The following is a 16,547-nucleotide window of genomic DNA, read 5'->3' on the forward strand; positions in this document are numbered from 1 at the left end:
CACACGGCCACGGTTTTTGTCGAGTGTCGCTTGTCTGCCACGGCGATCGCTGTAAGAGCATGGGTCCAATGAGCGTGCAGGATTTTGCCTTGGCGGCCGAGGTCGCGGCGCGGCGCCGGTGGAGCGCCACCGCGGCGCTGCTCGCGCTCGTGGTCCTGCTGCTGGTGATCTCGCTCGGTGTCGGACCGGTGCGGTTGTCGCCGCTTGCGGTGATCGAGGCGCTGTTCGGCGGCGGCAGCGACGTCGCGCAGGTGATCGTGCGCGAGATCCGCCTGCCGCGCACCATCCTGGCGTTCGCCATCGGCGGCATTCTCGGGCTATCGGGCGCGGCGCTGCAGGGCCTGCTGCGCAATCCGCTGGCTTCGCCATCGCTGTTCGGCGCGCCGCAATCGGCGGCGTTCGGCGCGGTGCTGGTGATTGCGCTCGGCCTCGCCGATGTGCGCTCCTACGCGCTGCCGGTGGCGGCGATCATCGCGGCCTTCGGCTCGGTGTTCGCGCTGCTCGCGATCGCCGGCCGCAATGCCGGGCTGTTGATCCTGATCCTCGCGGGGCTTGCGATCTCGAGCTTTGCGGGAGCCGCCACGGCGCTGGTGATGAACCTCTCCAGCAATCCGTTCGTGGTGCTGGAGATCGCGTTCTGGCTGCTCGGTTCGCTGGAGGATCGCAGCTTCCAGCATGTGGCGCTGGCGTTGCCCTTCATCGTTGCGGGCGCCGCTATCCTGCTCAGCCAGGCGAGCGCGTTCCGTGCGCTGACGCTCGGCGAGGAGGCCGCGCAGAGCCTCGGCGTCAATGTCGGACGGCTGCGGCTCTTCGTCATCACGGGCGTTGCGCTCGGCGTCGGCGGCGCGGTCGCGGTGACAGGCTCGATCGGTTTCATCGGACTGGTCGCGCCGCACCTGATGCGACCGTTGATCGGCCACGATCCGGCGCGGCTCCTGGTGCCGAGCGCGTTCACCGGCTCGGCGCTGCTGCTCGCCGCCGATATCGCGGTGCGGATCATCCCCTCGACTTCGGACATCAAGGTCGGCGTGCTGACCTCGATCATCGGCGTGCCGTTCTTCCTTTACCTCATCATGCGCGAGCGCCGCGCGCTCGGCGGAGGCGTGGCATGATCTTGCTCACCGCCGGCGGTCTCCATGCAACGCTCGGCCATCGCGAGGTGCTGCATGATATTTCGCTGTCGCTGGCATCAGGTCACCTGGTTGCGCTGGTCGGCCCGAACGGTGCAGGCAAGACCACGCTGCTGCGCGCGCTTGCCGGGCTGATCCCGTCGGACGGTGAGATCCGGATCGGCGGCGATGCGCTGGGGTCGCTGCCGCTGCGCGAGCGCGCGAAGCGCTTTGCCTATCTGCCGCAGGGGCACATGGTGCACTGGCCGCTGCCGGCGCGCGACATCGTCGCGCTCGGCCGCTATCCGCATGGCGCCACCGACCCGGGGCGGCTGTCGCCGAGGGATGTGGAAGCGGTGCTGCGGGCGATGCAAGCGGTCGACGTCATCGAATTCGGCGATCGCCGCGTCACCGAGCTGTCCGGCGGCGAGCGCAGCCGCGTCGCGCTGGCCAGGGTGCTCGCGGTGGAGGCGCCGGTGATCCTGGCCGATGAGCCGACTGCATCGCTCGATCCACGCCACCAGATCGACGTGATGCAGAAGCTGCGCAATGTCGCCGACACCGGGGTGCTTGTGCTCGTGGTGACCCACGATCTCGGGCTCGCCGCGCGCTTTGCCGATCATGTGCTGGTGCTGTCGGAGGGGCGGCTGGCGGCACAGGGCGCGCCCGCTGAGGCATTGTCGGAAGCGGTGCTCGCCAGCGTGTTCCGGGTCAGTGCCTATCGCGCCGAATTCCGGCGCGAGGCCGTTATCGTGCCGTGGGCGGACGTGTGATGATGCGGCGTCTCGCAGCCTTGGCCGCCGCGGCATGGTTGATTTGCTGTGGTGCCGCGTTCGCCGCCGGACCGCGCATCGTCTCGATGAATGTGTGCAGCGACCAACTCGTGCTGTCGCTGGCCGATCCGGACCAGATCCTCGGTCTCAGCCGCTTCTCGCGCGACGCCTGGCAATCCTGGGCCGCCGAAAAGGCGCGAAACTATCCGCGCCTGTCCGGCGGGGCCGAGGATGTGCTGCCGCTCAAGCCCGATCTCGTCGTCGTCAGCCTGTTCGACAAGCGCGCGACCCGCGACTTGCTCAAGGCCCACGGGTTGCATCTGGTCGAATTCACCGTGCCGCGCACGCTGGACGAGGTGAGGGACCAGATCCGCGCAATGGGCGATGTGCTGCAGCATCCGGACCGCGCCAAGGCCGAGATCGCGCGCCTCGATGCGGCGATCGCCCGTGCGCGGGCGGAGGCGAGCACGCATCATTATCGCGTGCTGCCGGTGGAGCGGCGTGGCTTTGTCTCCGGTGACAGCAGCTTGATCAGCTCGTTGCTGACGGCGACGGGACTGACCAATGCGGCCGGCGAGCTCGGCCTCGGCGCGGGCGGGTTTGCGTCGCTGGAGGCGATCGTCAAGCTGCGGCCGGATTTCATCCTGGTGTCGGAGGCCGGCGATCGTGCCGAGGATGAAGGCCGCGCCTTCCTGCTGCATCCGGCGCTGGAGCGCTTCTATCCGGAGAGCAGGCGCATCGTTCTGCCCGAGCGGCTCACCGTCTGCGGCGGCGTGATGCTGGCGGATGCGTTGGATCGGCTGACGGAAGAATTGCAGCGCGTGACGAAGTAGGTGTTGCCATCGTCATTGCGAGGAGCGACAGCGACGAAGCAATCAATGCTTCCGCAAGCGGAGGAATGGATGGCTTCGCTTCGCTCGCAATGACGGCGAGTGACCTATCCCATCACCACCGGCCCACCGGCCTTCTTCCAGGCATCGATGCCGCCTTCGATATGGGCGGTGTTGGTCAGTCCGGCTTTCTTGGCGGCGGCCACGGCCATCGCCGAGCGCTCGCCGAAGGCGCAGAAGAACACGACGCGGCGGCCGGTCGCAGCTGCCACTTCACGCAACATGCCGCCGGGCTGCAGCGTGGCGCAAATCTGCGGATAGGGAGCGTGCATGGCGCCCGCGAGCGTACCGTGCTTGGCCCGCTCGCCGCTCTCGCGCAGATCGACCAGGAGGATATCGGGCCGGCCGAGGCTCGCGATGGCGTCGCGCGCGTTGAGCGCGAGGCCTTCCTTGGTGAGTTCGTCCTGGTGCAGGCCGACATGCATGTTGGCGGGCACCGCGACGTCCATCATCTTCGGGTTCGGCAGGTTGAGATTGTTCATCAGCTCGACATAGGCGTCGATCGACTTCACCTGGAGCCGCGGATTGTAGCGCTTCTCCTCGCCGATCGTGGAGACGGTGTCGCCCTTGTAGTCATGCGCCGGGAATACCAAGGTTTCCTCGGGCAGCTTGAGCAGGCGGTTGAAGATCGAATCGTACTGCGCCCGCGCGCTGCCGTTCTGGAAGTCGGTGCGGCCAGTGCCGCGGATCAGCAGCGTGTCGCCGGTGAAGACGCGGTCGCCCATCAAGTAACTATAGGAATCATCGGTGTGGCCGGGCGTGTACATCGCCTCGAGGCAGAGCCCCTCGATCGTCACCTTGTCGCCGTCGGAGACGCGCATCGACACCACGTCGGCCTTGCTCTGCTCGCCCATGATGGTGATGCATTGGGTGCGATCGCGCAACTCACCGAGGCCGGTGACGTGATCGGCGTGCAAATGGGTATCGACGGCCTTCACCAGCCGGAGGTCGAGTTCCTGCAGCAGCTTGCAGTAGCGATCGGCCTTTTCCAGCACGGGATCGAGGATCAGCGCCTCGCCGCCCGCGCGGCTCGCGAGCAGATAGCTGTAGGTGCCGGATACGCTGTCGAACAGCTGGCGAAAGATCATGACGGCTTACCTATTCTATGGGTCAAGTCGTTGAAAGCATATTATTTCATAGATGGGGTTGATTCAAAGCAAATCCATCCCCGTGCACACGCCATCCCCGTCACCCCCGCGCAACGGCTTTGCCGTTGTCGCTGGAGGTGCGCGCGAAGCGAGCCTCGAAGGGTGAACGGCCCGGGTCATTTCCGGGGATAGGCAATGCGCGCTGAATCATCCGGGCCGTCCATCCTTCGAGACGCGCGCAAGAGCGCGCTCCTCAGGATGACGGTCCAGGTTCGCGATTCGGGAACGAGAGGTGAGCCTCAAGGCCGAACGTAGCTCCAGCCCTGCTCCTGGAGCTCCATCAGATGGACCACACCCGACGGTACGATGGTGGCGTCGGAGACGACTGATATGGCGTGGCCCTCGGCCTTCTCCATGCCCTGCCTAGTGTTGCCGCAGGCGGAGAACTGGATCTTGCCCGGGAAGACGAAATCCTTGAGGCGCCTGATGCGGTCCTGCACCGGCGAGGTGTCGCTGCGCAGCATGTGCAGGCCGGGACCGTAGGTGACGATGTCGATCTCCACGTCCTCGTTCCTCGCGCGGTAGTATTCGATCACGTTGGTCGCGTTGTTGAGCGCCAGATTCATGACCTGCGGATCGTTCTGGTCGACCTGGATCGCGATGCGATGCGGCTTATCGGCGGCGAGTGCGCTCGTTGCGAAGGCGAGCGAAAGCAGCGCGGCGGCGGCGAGACGGCGAAGCATGGGAAGCTCACTTGAAGAGGCTCCGCTGTCACCTCGTCATTGCGAGGAGCGAAGCGACGAAGCAATCCATTCTGTCCCTGCGGCAAAGCATGGATTGCTTCGCTTCGCTCGCAACGACGGCAGAGCCTTACGGCCTCACCAGCGTGTAGCCGTTCTCGGTCAACAGCAAGATCTGTGCGACGCCGACCTGCACCGGCGTGGCGGCGGCGATGTAGTTCGGCCGCTTGCCGGTGCCGCGCTCGATCGTATCGACGGTGTTGAGGCAGATGTCGACCCGCGCGCCCTGCGCAACCAGGCTTTCCACCAGCTTGCGGTTGGCGTTATCGGGTCTCAGCAGGTCGATGCCCGGGCCGAAGGCGACGATCTCGACCGCGACCTTGTCGGGGTCGTAGTGCTTCATCAGATTGCTGGCGACGCTGAGGACCAGACCCTGTTTCTTCGGATCGTTGTCGGAGAGCTGCAGCACGACCTTGTGCTCGGCGAACGGCTTGTCCTGCAGCGGCGCGAGCTGGGCGCGGGCCAGCGGCGCCGCCAGCACAATCACAGCACAGCCGAACGCCGCGATCAGCGCGCGCCGCGTCATCCGTGCCTCGCAATGCCCAGATTGTCGTCGACGCCTTTCAGCGTCACGCCGGGTTCGTCGCGGTTCGGCGGCCGGCCGGCGCGCAGATGCTTGGCCACGACATCCCAGATCGGCGCGCCGTTCTGCTGGTTGACCGACGCCCAGCCCGCGACCTTGTAATGCTTGCCGGCTTCGAGATGCCTGCCGTTGCCGAGCTTCAGCTCGGAGATGCGCTTGCCGACGCTCTCGGCGGGCGTGCAGGTGTAGGCGAGGCCGCCGACGCGGACCATGTCGCCGCCCTGCTGATAATAGGGATCGGCGTTGAACAGATTGTCGCAGACGTCCTCCAGCACGTCCTTGATCTGGCTGCCGGTCATCGTCGCGACGTAGGTCTCGGGATAGGTGATCGCGGTCTCCGACAGCACGTCTTCCATGGTGATCGGCTGGCCGGCGAGCGTGGTGAGGCCCCAGCGGAAGCCCGGCGACAGTGCGATCTCGGCATTGAGCTCGCTCAGCAGCGCATCGCAGATCAACTGATCGACGGTGCCGGAGAAATTGCCGCGGCGGTAGAGCAGGCGGTCGGCGGTGCCGAGCTTGTCGCTCCATTCGTCGGCATGCGGATCGCGCATCTTGTCGATCAGCGCCTGCATCGCGGGATCTGGCTTCAACAGCTCGGCGAACACCGGCAACAGGCGGTAGCGGATATTGGCCACCTTGCCCTTGGCGAGGTCGAGATCGAGCACTCCGATGAACTTGCCGTTAGAGCCGGCATTAGTGACCAGCGTGACGCCGCCGGCATTGGTCACCGTGATCGGGATCGGGATCGCGTCGTGGGTGTGGCCGCCGAGGATGACGTCGATGCCAGTGACACGGCTGGCGAGCTTGAGGTCGACATCCATGCCGTTATGCGACAGCAGGATCACCGCCTCGACCTTGTCGTTGTTGCGATGGCCATCGACCAGCTTCTGCAGCTCGTCGTCGCGGATGCCAAACTTCCAGTCCGGCGTGAAGCGCTTCGGATGCGCGATCGGCACATAGGGGAAAGCCTGGCCGATGATCGCGACGCGATGGCCGCCGATCTCCTTGATGATGGACGGCTTGAACACCCGCCCCGAGGCCGGATCGAACGCCTTGGCGTCGTTGAATGCGGCTTCCTCGGTCAGGAATACGTTCTGCGCCAGGAACTCGCCCTTGAAGCGGGAGAGATTGTCGCGCAACACCTGCTCGCCATAGGTGAATTCCCAGTGCCCGGTCATCGCCTCGATGCCGAGCAGATTGGCGGCCTCCACCATGTCGGCGCCGTTCATCGCGTTAGCGAGCCCCGAGCCCTGCCAGAGGTCGCCGCCGTCGAGCAGGATCGAGCGCTTCTCGCCGACATCGGCGCGCAGCTTGTCGACCAGCGTCTTCAGATGGGCGAAGCCGCCGAGCCGGCCGAAGCGGACGGCGGCCTTTTCGAACTCGACGCAGGTGAAGGCATAGGCGTCGGCGCTGTCGGGCCGGATGCCGAAGCGGTCGAGGAATGCCTTGCCGACCAGATGCGGCGGCTGGCCGGCCATCGCGCCGACGCCGATATTGACGCCGGATTCGCGGAAGAACACCGGCTTCAGCTGCGCATGGGTGTCGGTCAAATGCAGGATGCGGGCGTTGCCGAAGCGTTCGAGGTCGTAGACGCTGGCGGTATCGGCGCTGCGCGCGAGGCGGGGCAGGCCGGCCACAAACGTCGCGGCAGCCGAAGCTCTCAGGAAATCCCGGCGGCGGATGATCATCGCTCTCTCCGCGCGGCCCGTGGCCTGCGCGCCTTTAACGAACTTCCATGTCCTTCCAGCGTTCCTTTTCGCTGGTGGCCTGGAAGATCGATGCCTTTGCCAGCGCCTCGGCCTCCTTGGCCTGGGCGACTGCGGTGTCGAAATCACCAGCCTCACCGGCCTTTTTTGCGGCGGCGAGCGTCGAGGCCGTGGTGGTCCACTGGTTGCGAAGGGAGCCTGCTTCCTTGTTGGCGGCTTCGGCCGCGGCGTAGGCCGCCTTGTAGTCGGCCTCGGAGGCGGCGAGCGCCGCGGTTGCGGTCGCGATCAGCAGCGCCGATGCCGCGAAGATGGCCCGCATCATGGCCTTGCTCCCGGCCCCGAAATCGGCAGGCCATTGCTGACATAGGACAAATAGTATTCGAGGTTGCGGTACTCGTCGTCCTGCGGATTGAGCGGCACGCCGCGGATCTGGCTGTTGCAGGTGGTGAAGCGGCGGCTGGTGGTGCCCATGCCGCTCCATTCCGAACGGTAGATCGGCATCGCGTTCAGGATGCCGAGCGCCGGCGCCAGCACCTCGGCGCGAATCCGCTGGCCCGGGCTCTGGATGTGGCAGGTGGCGCAGGAGAAATTGAGCTGGCCGCGGCGGGTGTAGAAATACTCCTTGCCCTTTTGATAGGCCTGAAGCGCGCGCGGATCGTTCGGGATCTTGATGTCCATCGGCCTGCCGCGCGAGGTGAAGGCCATGTAGGCGGTGAGCGCCGCCATGTCGTCCTTCACGTAGGAGAACGGCGCCTCGCCATTGGCCTCGCGGCAGCGGTTGAGCGCGAGCTCGAGCGTGACGACCTTGCCTTCCTTTTCGTCGAAATAGGGATAGTTCTGGCGGATGCCGATGCCCTTGTTCGGAAAGCAGTCGGCATAGGTCTTGCCGTTCTTGAACGGCGTCGAGAACATCTCCTTGCCGGCTTCGAGCGAGAACTCGTAGGGCGGAAACTCTTCCTTCTCTTCCCACTGCTTGTGCAGGTCCTCATTCATCGAATAGGGACCGTTGACGAAATCCTCGAGCTTCAGCTTGGGGAATTTGGTCGTGAAGAACTTCTGGAACGCGGCCTTGTCGGCGGCGGGATCGACGCTATCGGCCGCGTGCGCCGGCGCGAGCGCCAGCACGCCGAGCGCAAATGTCGCGATGGCCGCGCGGATTGCGTAGCGCCGCGTCATTGAATCTTCGCCGTCGTGGTGTCGGTTGCGCCCTTGTTGTCGACCCAGCTGATCTTCAGATCGTCGCCCTTCTTGCCGCCCTTGAAGGCGAACTTGACGTACGGGTCCTTTGACACGCCGCCGCCCCAGTCGGCGACGAACACCGGCTTGCCGTCATATTCGAACGTCAGCACCTGGATGAAATGCGGCGGGATGATCTCACCCTTGGCGTCCTTGACGAAGCCGGAATCCATCGGATGCTGGATCAGCGCCTGCACCTCGGTGGTGTCGCCGTTTGACGTGGCGCGCACGCGAATGCTCGATGCCATCTTGATTGTCCCTTGATTGAGCTCAGCCGCCGCAGCCGCCGACGGTGACCTTGATTTCCTTCTGGGCGCTGTAGAGCTTGCCGCCGGCCTCGACGATCACGGTGACGTTGCTGGTCTTGGCCATCTTGATGCGGTTGGCGACGCTCGGCAACGTGCCGGCCGGAATCTTGTACGATGCGATCAGCGAGATCGGGTTCTCGCTGACCAGGAACGAGATCGAGGTGACGTCTGATAGCGTCGTGGTGGCAGAGATCGGCACCACAGCGCCGTTCTCGGCGATCTCGGGCGCGTCCATCTTGACCTTGTCCGAGGGCTCGGCGGTCTTGCCGTAGAGCGCCTTGATCGCGTCGGCCAGGTTCTTCTGCTTGAACGCCTCTTCCGGATATTTGTCGTTGGCGGCGGCGAGCGCCTGCGGGACGTCGAACGGAATGACGCCAAGGCCGATCAGTGCGGCGACACCCGCGCCTTTCAGCAGCAGGCGGCGTGTTCCGGAAAATTCGCTGGTCGTGATGTTCATCGAAACATTCTCCTCAAGCGGTGCGGCGTCACAGCGTCTGCAGGAAGTCCACCACCGCGTTGATTTCCTTCTCGCTCAAGATCCGGTTTCGGCCGAACGGCGGCATCACGGTCTGCGGGTTGCGCTTGGTCTCATCGGTCACGATCGCGATCAGCTCGTCGCGGCTGTACTTCGCCTTCAGGCCGGTCAGCTCGGGGCCGATCGTACCGGGCAGCTCGCCGCCCTTGATGACATGGCAGGTCAGGCAATTGCCCTTGCCGCGGTCGAAAGCGAGCTTCTGGCCTTCGGCAGCAGACTGGGCCTGCGCGGGCATAGCCATGGCGATGCCGGCCAGCAGCGCCAGAACGAAGGCTGGCTTGGAGAAAGTGGCGATCAAGGACGTTTCCCGGGCTTCAATCTCGATGATCCCATCGCAATATAAAGAGTGGAAAGCACAAAGGCCATCGGCTGGCAACTTGGAGAATAGGCGCGTTGCGACGGGGTTAATGCCTTTGCGGAAATGGCCGCGGGCATGAAATCGCTTCCGTCACCCTGAGGTGCGAGCGAAGCGAGCCTCGAAGGGTGGACGGCCCGGCTGGTGGCCGTGCATCCTTCGAGGCTCGCAAGGGCTCGCGCCTCCAGCGACAAGGGCAAAGCCCTTGCGCGGGGATGACGGATCAGGCAGTCCGGCGGTTCCGCTTTTGCCAGGTGCGGCTACATACAGCTAACAGGAGAAGTGGCGTGGCGGAGTTTGTGGTGGAGTTCGGCAAGGACGGCAGGCCGGTCGAGGCGGACGGACGGCTCGACGCGGCGGCCTTCCACCGCAACCATCAGCCCATCTGGGCGGTCCTCAAGAATTACCTCGCCAACCGATCCGGCGACGTGCTGGAGGCCGGCAGCGGCACCGGCCAGCATGTCGTCCATTTCGCCCGCCAGACGCCCGACATCATCTGGTGGCCGAGCGACCTCCATGCCGCGCATCTGCGCAGCATCGAGGCCTGGCGCGTCCACGCCGGGCTTGCCAACATCCGGCCGTCGCAGCCGATCGATCTGTCTGATCCCGACTGGTCGCCGATGCCGCCGGACGGCAAAGGTCCGGACAAGCTGCTCGCGATCTTCTGCGCCAACGTGATCCACATCGCGCCGTGGCGCGTCGCCGAGGGCCTGTTCGCCGGCGCCGCGCGGCATCTGCGTGCCGATGGCCGGCTGTTCCTCTACGGCCCGTTCAAGCGCGGCGGCAAGCACACCGCGCTCAGCAATGCGGTGTTCGACACCTCGCTGCGCGAGCGCGATGCCGAGTGGGGCGTGCGCGACATCGCCGATCTCGAAGCGCTCGCGGAGCGCGTCGGGCTCAAGCTCGACGGCAGCTTCGAGATGCCGGCCAACAACATGATCCTGATGTTCGTGCGGAAGGATGTGGCTCAGTCGTAGGCCAAGCACCACCCATCCCCGCGTAGCCAGCAGCGTTCGTCGGGAATCTCCGCGTCGCGGATGAGTCGCGTCACCTTCTGCCAGCCGCCGCGGGCGAAGGCTTCGGCCAGGGCTTTTTCCGATCGTTCGTCGCGGCCGCCGTCGCAGGGAATGATCGCGACCCCCGATATCCAGTCGGCTTGATACTCCGCACCGTTGCGTTGGACCCGGAACACCGCGCCGGACCGCGCCACCTGCTCCGGCGTACCGCCCTTGAAGCCCTCATCCGATGTCAGCGGCAGGATCAGGCGGCCGCCCTCGGCGAGGCGGTCGAGCCAGCGCGCGGCGGGCCGGGTGCAGCCGGCATTGACGTAGATCACGTCGGCCGGCCCGAATGGCACCTGCGTGCCGTCACCCGCGATGATCTCGACATTCTCATAAGGGGCGAGATTGGCGCGGGCGCGCGCCGCAAGCTCCGGGTCGTATTCAATGCTGGTGACCCGGCCGGTCGCTCCGACCAGATGCGCGAGCAGAGCCGTGTAGTATCCGGTGCCGGTTCCGACATGCACCACGTGTTCGCCGTGAGCGGGTGCGGCCTGGTGCATCAGATGGGCGTGCAGCGAGGGCTGGCCGTTGTTGAGGCGGCGCTCGGGCAGCAGCGCGACCAGATCGTTGGTGTAGAGGTAGACCGGATCGGCATCGGGCGTCGGCACGTAGTCGCGTGTCCACCATCGCAGCATCATCCACGGTCCCGGACCGACGAAGTCCTCGCGGGGAATCGCGGCGAAGGCCGCGGCGAGGCGCGCATCGACGACGTTGGCGGCAGCCAGGATCTGCTTGGCATAGGCGGCGCGCAAGATGCGGAGTTCGGCTTGCGGGTCCATGGCCGCTGCCTCCTCTTTCATTGTGTCATTTGACACACCGGGGTGTGTCAAATAGCATACGTCAACGACGGAGGCCAGAATGAAGAGACGGCTTTATCCGGCTGTGCTGGAACGCGGTCCGCGCGGCGCGTTCGGGGCATGGTTTCCGGACTTTCACGGCTGCGTTGCGGGCGGCAAGTCGCAGGAGGAGGCGATCGAACGCGCCGAGCATGCGCTGGCGCAGGCGGTCGACGGCTGGGTCGAGCAGGGCAACGCGTTGCCGGAGCCGACGCCGATCGAGCGGATCGTGCCGCCCAAGGGCTCCGACGTCGCGGCGTTCTTCATGGTCGGCGTCGATCCGCCCGATCCGTCCGAGCGCGTCAATGTCTACTTGCCGAAAAGCCTGATCGCGCGCATCGACAAGCGTGCCGCCGAGCTCGGCATGAGCCGTTCGAGCTTCTTCGGCTTTGCGAGTTCGCTCGCGCTCGAATGGCCGGGCGGCTATCCGCGCGGCGCCCCGATCGCGCCGCGCTCCAAGGTGCACAAGACCGGCGCGCTACGCGCCGAGAAGCGGCCGGCCAAGAAGCCGGTGCGGTAGGCGGCGCCTGTTGGAATACATGTGACGTCGTCCTGGCTTTCGCCAGGACGACGCCAACGTGTGGGTATTCGAGCGGGCCATCCCCCGTGCGCCTCCCGCATGGCCTACGTCCGTTTGCGCTGGTTGATCGCCCTGCGCCTGCTCTCCATAGTGCCGGCAAATTCGAGGCTCCCGCCGGGGCTTCCATGCGGGAATGCCGATGATCGACGTGACAGCAGCCGATGAGACCAGCGATGACGCGCGGGCGCGCAGCAATGTGTGGCGGCTTGCGGCGGCGCAGGCGCTGACCGGCGCCAATTCGGCCGTGATCTTCGCCACCGGCTCGATCGTGGGCGCGACGTTGGCGCCCGACATCTCGCTCGCGACGGTGCCGCTCTCGATGTATGTGCTCGGGCTTGCCGCCGGCACGCTGCCGACCGGCGCGATCTCGCGCGCCTATGGAAGGCGCATCGCCTTCATCGTCGGCACCTTCTGCGGTACGCTCACCGGCGCGCTCGCCGCCTTCGCGATTCTGCACTCGTCGTTCTGGCTGTTCTGCGGCGCGACCTTCCTCGGCGGACTCTATGGCGCCGTCGCGCAGTCCTATCGCTTCGCGGCGGCCGATGGCGCCAGCGTCGCGTTCCGGCCCAAGGCGGTGTCGTGGGTGATGGCCGGCGGCGTGTTCGCCGGCGTGCTCGGGCCGCAGCTCGTGCAATGGACCATGGACATCTGGCCGCCTTATCTGTTCGCGTTTTCGTTCGTGATGCAGGCGCTGGTCGCGCTGGTGGCGATGGCGGTACTGTCCGGCGTCGACGCGCCGAAGCCCGCGGCGGCGGACCTGCATGGCGGCCGTCCGCTGCTCGAGATCGCCAGGCAGCCGCGCTTCGTCGCGGCGGCGCTGTGCGGCGTGATCGCCTATCCGATGATGAACCTGGTGATGACCTCGGCGCCGCTCGCCATGAAGATGTGCGGGCTCACGGTCAGCGATTCCAATTTCGGCATCCAGTGGCACATCGTGGCGATGTATGGCCCGAGTTTCTTCACCGGCTCGCTGATCGCGCGGTTCGGCGCGCCCGTCATCGTCGCGCTCGGCCTTGTGCTGGAGGCGGGGGCCGCGATGATCGGGCTGTCGGGCATTACGGCGCCGCACTTCTGGGCGACGCTGTTCGTGCTCGGCGTCGGCTGGAATTTCGCCTTCGTCGGCGCCTCCGCGCTGGTGCTGGAAACGCACCGCCCGCAGGAGCGCAACAAGGTGCAGGCGTTCAACGACTTCCTGGTGTTCGGCATGATGGCGATCGGCTCGTTCTCGTCGGGCCAGCTGCTCGCGCATTACGGCTGGAACGCCGTCAACATGGTGGTGTTTCCGCCAGTGCTGCTCGGGCTTGCCGTGCTGTCGCTGGCCTCGTTCGCCAGGCGGCGGGCGAAATTGCGCGCGGTGGAAGAAATCCCGGATCCGAGCATCTAAAGCTTTGTCTTAAGCATGATCTTTTCGGAAAACCGCTTCGCACTTTTCCGGATCATGCTGCTGCCAATTGCTGACACTTCGATCAGCTTCGAAATGATCGGCTTGCACGGCTCCTTACATCGTGAGAACGGATAATCCGGTCCTGACGATGTCGGAAGCAAGAGCAAGAAATGGACGCATCATCACCCACGCTGCCAGATGAATCCTCGCTTGGTTACGAGGGCTGGCGCATCGTCGTCGTCTGCTTCCTGCTTGCGACCTTCGGCTGGGGATTGGGCTTCTACGGCCAGAGCGTCTATGTCGCCGAGCTGCACAAGCTGCACGGCTGGCCGGCGTCGCTGATCTCGTCGGGCACCACCTTCTTCTATCTGTTCGGCGCCGCGCTGGTCGCCTTCGTCAGCGAGGCGATCAAGGCGTTCGGCGCGCGCAGCTGCCTGATCGCAGGCACCTTCGCGATGGCGGTGGCGGCGGTTGCGATCGGCGAGGTGCGCGAACCGTGGCAGCTCTATCTTGCCGACGCGCTGCTGGCGTTCGGCTGGGCCGGCACCAGCCTCGGCATCATCACCAACACGCTCGGCCTGTGGTTCGACAAGAAGCGCGGCATGGCGATCAGCCTGGCGCTGAACGGCGCGAGCTTCGGCGGCATCGTCGGCATACCGCTGCTGGTCGCGGGGATCGGCGCGTTCGGCTTCTCCGGCGCGATGATCGCGGCCGCGGTGCTGCTGATCGTGATCATGGTGCCGGTGATCCTGATCTTCGTCGGGCGGCCGCCGGCGCACCTGCACGCCGTGACGGCTGCGGCCGCCGATGCCCCGTCGGCGACCCAGGTGCGAGCCCGGGCGCTGCGCGACATCCGCTTCCTCTCGGTCTCGATCGCGTTCGCGCTGGTGCTGTTCGCCCAGGTCGGCTTCATCGTTCATCTGATCGCCTATCTCGACCAGGTGATCGGCCGCGAGCGCGCCACGGTGGCGATGGCGCTGCTGACCGCGATGGCCGTGGTCGGCCGGGTCTCCTTCTCCTTTGTGATCGACCAGCTCAACCAGCGCCTCGCGTCGGCGTTGTCCTTTGTCAGCCAGGCGATCGCGTTGGCTCTCATCATCAACGTGCACAATGACGTCGTGCAGATCGCGGCCTGCGCGCTGTTCGGCTTCTCGGTCGGCAATCTGATCACGCTGCCGGCGCTGATCGTGCAGCGCGAGTTCGACCCGCGGGCGTTCGGCGTGCTGGTCAGCCTGATCACCGCGATCAACCAGATCACCTATGCGTTCGGTCCCGGCGTGATCGGGCTGCTGCACGATCTCTCGGGCAGCTACACGCTGCCGTTCTACGGCTGCATCGGCCTGGAACTGATCGCGGCGGTGACGATCATGACCCGCGGACGAAGCCAGCAATCCCGGTTATGATTTTCGACGTGACTTCTTCGTCTTCTTCGGTGCCTCCATCTTCCCGGCCGCAGCGACCCGCAGCAGACGGCGGAAGGTCGGACATTCCATGTGGCTCGGCGCCGGGCAGACGGCGGCGTGGCGCAGGCCGTCGCGCATCGCGTTGAGCCTGCGAATGGTGCGGTCGAGCTCGTCCGCCTTGGTTGCCAGCATCTTCCGGTCGATCCGCGGCCTGCCGTCGGGCGCGAACATTCGTCCGATCTCGTCGAGCGTGAAGCCGGAGGCGCGGCCGAGCGCGATCAGCGCCAGCCGGTCCAGCACGGCAGGATCGAACAGGCGGCGCAGCCCACGCCGTCCATGCGAGGCGATCAGTCCCTTTTCCTCGTAGAAACGCAGCGTGGAGGCGCGAACGCCCGACAGTTCCGCTACCTCCGCGATGTCGATGTCCCGCATGGCTCTTGACCTCAAGTTCACTTGAACTGGCAGTGTGCAGCCTAACGCTTGCCTGGAGCAAGCATCATCGTTGCCAGCCAGGCAAGAAGGACGAGATCATGAGTACCGCATCACAGGACAGGGACGAGCAGGTCAAGCTCTGGAACGGCGCCGCCGGGCGCGCCTGGGTCGAGACACGGGACGTGCTCGAAGCGATGTTCGAGCCGCTCGAAGCGCTGCTGGTACGGGCTGTGTCCGATGTCGGGCCCGGCCGCGTGCTCGATATCGGCTGCGGCACCGGCGCAACGACGTTTGCGGTTGCCCAGGCGCTCGGCCCGCAGGGGCATTGTACCGGCATCGACATCTCCCAGCCGATGATCGCAGCGGCGCGCGATCGCGCCGAGCGGGAACGGCGATCCGCGGGCTTCATCTGCGCGGACGCGCAGACCCATCCGTTCACGCCGGCGAGCTTCGACATGATCATCTCGCGTCTCGGCGTGATGTTCTTTGCCGACCCGGCGCAGGCCTTCGCCAATCTCCGCCGCGCTGCCTGCCCGGGCGCTGCACTCCGTTTGATCGTCTGGCGGAGCGCCGCCGAGAATCCGTTCATGACGACGGCGGAGCTGGCGGCGAAGCCGCTGCTGCCGGATCTTCCGCCGCGGCGCGCCGATGCGCCGGGGCAGTTCGGCTTCGCCGACCGCAAGCGGGTCGAGAGCATCCTGGCGGATAGCGGCTGGGACGCGGTCGCGGTCGCGCCGATCGATATCGCCTTGAGTTTTCCGGCAGCGGAGCTGACCCGTTACGTGAGCTGGCTCGGCCCGGTCGGCACGATGCTGCAGGCGATGGAAGAGCCGCGTCGCTCGCAGGTGATCGACACCGTGCGCAGTGCGTTCGACCGCTATCTCGAGGCCGGTGAAGTTCGCTTCACCGCGGCCTGCTGGATGGTCGCGGCGCGAACGCCGGTGGAGGCTGCCAATGGCTGACGCCGTGGGCTATCTGGCGAGTGCGGTGCTGATCGGCACCGGCGCGACCGTCGCGATGGATATCTGGGGGATGGTCCGCAAGCATCTGCTCGGCATGCCGTCGCTGGATTACGCGTTGGTCGGCCGCTGGCTCGGCCACCTCGCATCCGGGCGCCTGCATCACGACCGCATCGCCGCGTCGCCGCCAGTTGTGGGCGAGCGGGCCGTCGGATGGGCCGCGCATTATCTGATCGGGATCGGCTTTGCCGGCGTGCTGCTCGCAATCTTCGGCCTCGATTGGGCGCGGCAGCCCACGATCGGTCCGCCTTTGCTGGTCGGGATCGGCACTGTCGCCGCGCCGTTCCTGATCATGCAGCCCGCGATGGGCGCCGGCATTGCCGCGAGCCGGATGCCGCATCCATGGTTTGCACGGCTGCAGAGCCTCGTGACGCACACGGTGTTCGGCCTCGGACTCTATGCGGCCGGCTCGCTGGTGCGCGCGCTGCTGCCATAGTCCGTATCACGAA

20 protein-coding genes are annotated in these 16,547 nt (G+C 66.0%); 9 read left to right on the forward strand and 11 right to left on the reverse strand.

Annotated features, from left to right (window positions below):
* The first annotated feature begins 68 nt into the window (after positions 1-68).
* Genes CK489_RS10910 through CK489_RS10920 form a run of 3 tightly spaced genes read left to right on the forward strand, consistent with a single transcriptional unit; the run spans position 69 to position 2,715 of the window.
* Positions 69-1,112, forward strand: a complete 1,044-nt coding sequence (locus CK489_RS10910; RefSeq protein WP_095732320.1) for a FecCD family ABC transporter permease — start codon at positions 69-71, stop codon at positions 1,110-1,112.
* Positions 1,109-1,882, forward strand: a complete 774-nt coding sequence (locus CK489_RS10915; RefSeq protein ID WP_095732321.1) for an ABC transporter ATP-binding protein — start codon at positions 1,109-1,111, stop codon at positions 1,880-1,882. Before CK489_RS10910 ends, CK489_RS10915 begins: the two co-directional genes overlap by 4 nt.
* A 2-nt stretch (positions 1,883-1,884) precedes the next feature.
* Complete coding sequence (locus tag CK489_RS10920; protein ID WP_095732432.1) at positions 1,885-2,715, forward strand: ABC transporter substrate-binding protein; 831 nt, start codon at positions 1,885-1,887, stop codon at positions 2,713-2,715.
* Positions 2,716-2,819: 104 nt separating this feature from the next.
* On the opposite strand, the gene CK489_RS10925 is transcribed toward CK489_RS10920, so the two are convergent.
* The 9 genes from CK489_RS10925 to soxX form a co-directional block, all read right to left on the reverse strand.
* Entirely contained in the window at positions 2,820-3,860 is a 1,041-nt protein-coding gene (locus CK489_RS10925) for an MBL fold metallo-hydrolase (RefSeq protein WP_095732322.1), read from the reverse strand.
* Between the two features lie 299 nt (positions 3,861-4,159).
* Entirely contained in the window at positions 4,160-4,603 is a 444-nt protein-coding gene (locus CK489_RS10930) for a DsrE family protein (RefSeq protein WP_095732323.1), read from the reverse strand.
* Positions 4,604-4,730: 127 nt separating this feature from the next.
* A complete protein-coding gene (locus CK489_RS10935) occupies positions 4,731-5,186 on the reverse strand; it encodes a DsrE family protein (protein WP_095732324.1) in 456 nt (151 codons plus the stop codon).
* On the reverse strand, positions 5,183-6,931 hold the full coding sequence (soxB, locus tag CK489_RS10940; RefSeq protein ID WP_095732325.1) for a thiosulfohydrolase SoxB: 1,749 nt from the start codon (positions 6,929-6,931) through the stop codon (positions 5,183-5,185). The genes CK489_RS10935 and soxB overlap by 4 nt, the downstream gene beginning before the upstream one ends.
* Before the next feature lie 34 nt (positions 6,932-6,965).
* A complete protein-coding gene (locus CK489_RS10945) occupies positions 6,966-7,271 on the reverse strand; it encodes a hypothetical protein (RefSeq protein ID WP_095732326.1) in 306 nt (101 codons plus the stop codon).
* On the reverse strand, positions 7,268-8,125 hold the full coding sequence (gene soxA, locus CK489_RS10950; RefSeq protein ID WP_095732327.1) for a sulfur oxidation c-type cytochrome SoxA: 858 nt from the start codon (positions 8,123-8,125) through the stop codon (positions 7,268-7,270). The genes CK489_RS10945 and soxA overlap by 4 nt, the downstream gene beginning before the upstream one ends.
* On the reverse strand, positions 8,122-8,433 hold the full coding sequence (gene soxZ / locus CK489_RS10955) for a thiosulfate oxidation carrier complex protein SoxZ (RefSeq protein ID WP_050626790.1): 312 nt from the start codon (positions 8,431-8,433) through the stop codon (positions 8,122-8,124). The genes soxA and soxZ overlap by 4 nt, the downstream gene beginning before the upstream one ends.
* Positions 8,434-8,455: 22 nt before the next feature.
* Positions 8,456-8,950 (reverse strand): thiosulfate oxidation carrier protein SoxY, encoded by a 495-nt coding sequence (soxY, locus tag CK489_RS10960; protein WP_050626791.1) that lies wholly within the window; start codon positions 8,948-8,950, stop codon positions 8,456-8,458.
* Between the two features lie 28 nt (positions 8,951-8,978).
* On the reverse strand, positions 8,979-9,269 hold the full coding sequence (gene soxX / locus CK489_RS10965; protein ID WP_095732433.1) for a sulfur oxidation c-type cytochrome SoxX: 291 nt from the start codon (positions 9,267-9,269) through the stop codon (positions 8,979-8,981).
* A gap of 401 nt (positions 9,270-9,670) precedes the next feature.
* On the opposite strand from soxX, the gene CK489_RS10970 reads away from it, so the two are divergent.
* Positions 9,671-10,360, forward strand: coding sequence for a DUF938 domain-containing protein (locus CK489_RS10970; RefSeq protein ID WP_095732328.1), 690 nt, complete (start codon positions 9,671-9,673; stop codon positions 10,358-10,360).
* Here CK489_RS10970 and CK489_RS10975 read toward each other — a convergent pair.
* Positions 10,351-11,223 carry a protein-L-isoaspartate O-methyltransferase family protein gene (locus CK489_RS10975; protein ID WP_095732434.1) on the reverse strand — a complete coding sequence of 291 codons (873 nt, stop codon included), beginning with the start codon at positions 11,221-11,223 and terminating at the stop codon, positions 10,351-10,353. The genes CK489_RS10970 and CK489_RS10975 overlap by 10 nt on opposite strands.
* Positions 11,224-11,302: 79 nt before the next feature.
* Between CK489_RS10975 and CK489_RS10980 the strand changes: the two genes are divergently transcribed.
* The 3 genes from CK489_RS10980 to CK489_RS10990 all read left to right on the forward strand — a co-directional run bounded on the left by CK489_RS10980 (position 11,303) and on the right by CK489_RS10990 (position 14,647).
* The gene (locus CK489_RS10980; protein ID WP_095732329.1) at positions 11,303-11,800 is read left to right on the forward strand and encodes a type II toxin-antitoxin system HicB family antitoxin; all 498 of its coding nucleotides are present in this window, start codon (positions 11,303-11,305) and stop codon (positions 11,798-11,800) included.
* A gap of 199 nt (positions 11,801-11,999) precedes the next feature.
* Entirely contained in the window at positions 12,000-13,244 is a 1,245-nt protein-coding gene (locus CK489_RS10985) for an MFS transporter (protein WP_198960898.1), read from the forward strand.
* Positions 13,245-13,414: 170 nt separating this feature from the next.
* The gene (locus CK489_RS10990) at positions 13,415-14,647 is read left to right on the forward strand and encodes an MFS transporter (RefSeq protein ID WP_095732331.1); all 1,233 of its coding nucleotides are present in this window, start codon (positions 13,415-13,417) and stop codon (positions 14,645-14,647) included.
* Here CK489_RS10990 and CK489_RS10995 read toward each other — a convergent pair.
* Complete coding sequence (locus CK489_RS10995) at positions 14,642-15,079, reverse strand: helix-turn-helix domain-containing protein (protein WP_050626795.1); 438 nt, start codon at positions 15,077-15,079, stop codon at positions 14,642-14,644. The genes CK489_RS10990 and CK489_RS10995 overlap by 6 nt on opposite strands.
* A 98-nt stretch (positions 15,080-15,177) precedes the next feature.
* Here CK489_RS10995 and CK489_RS11000 point away from each other — a divergent pair, with 98 nt between their 5' ends.
* Entirely contained in the window at positions 15,178-16,041 is an 864-nt protein-coding gene (locus tag CK489_RS11000) for a class I SAM-dependent methyltransferase (RefSeq protein WP_095732332.1), read from the forward strand.
* On the forward strand, positions 16,034-16,534 hold the full coding sequence (locus CK489_RS11005) for a DUF2938 domain-containing protein (protein ID WP_095732333.1): 501 nt from the start codon (positions 16,034-16,036) through the stop codon (positions 16,532-16,534). Before CK489_RS11000 ends, CK489_RS11005 begins: the two co-directional genes overlap by 8 nt.
* Positions 16,535-16,547 lie beyond the last annotated feature (13 nt).

The organism is Bradyrhizobium sp. UFLA03-84 (assembly GCF_002289535.1).
GTDB lineage: Bacteria > Pseudomonadota > Alphaproteobacteria > Rhizobiales > Xanthobacteraceae > Bradyrhizobium > Bradyrhizobium viridifuturi.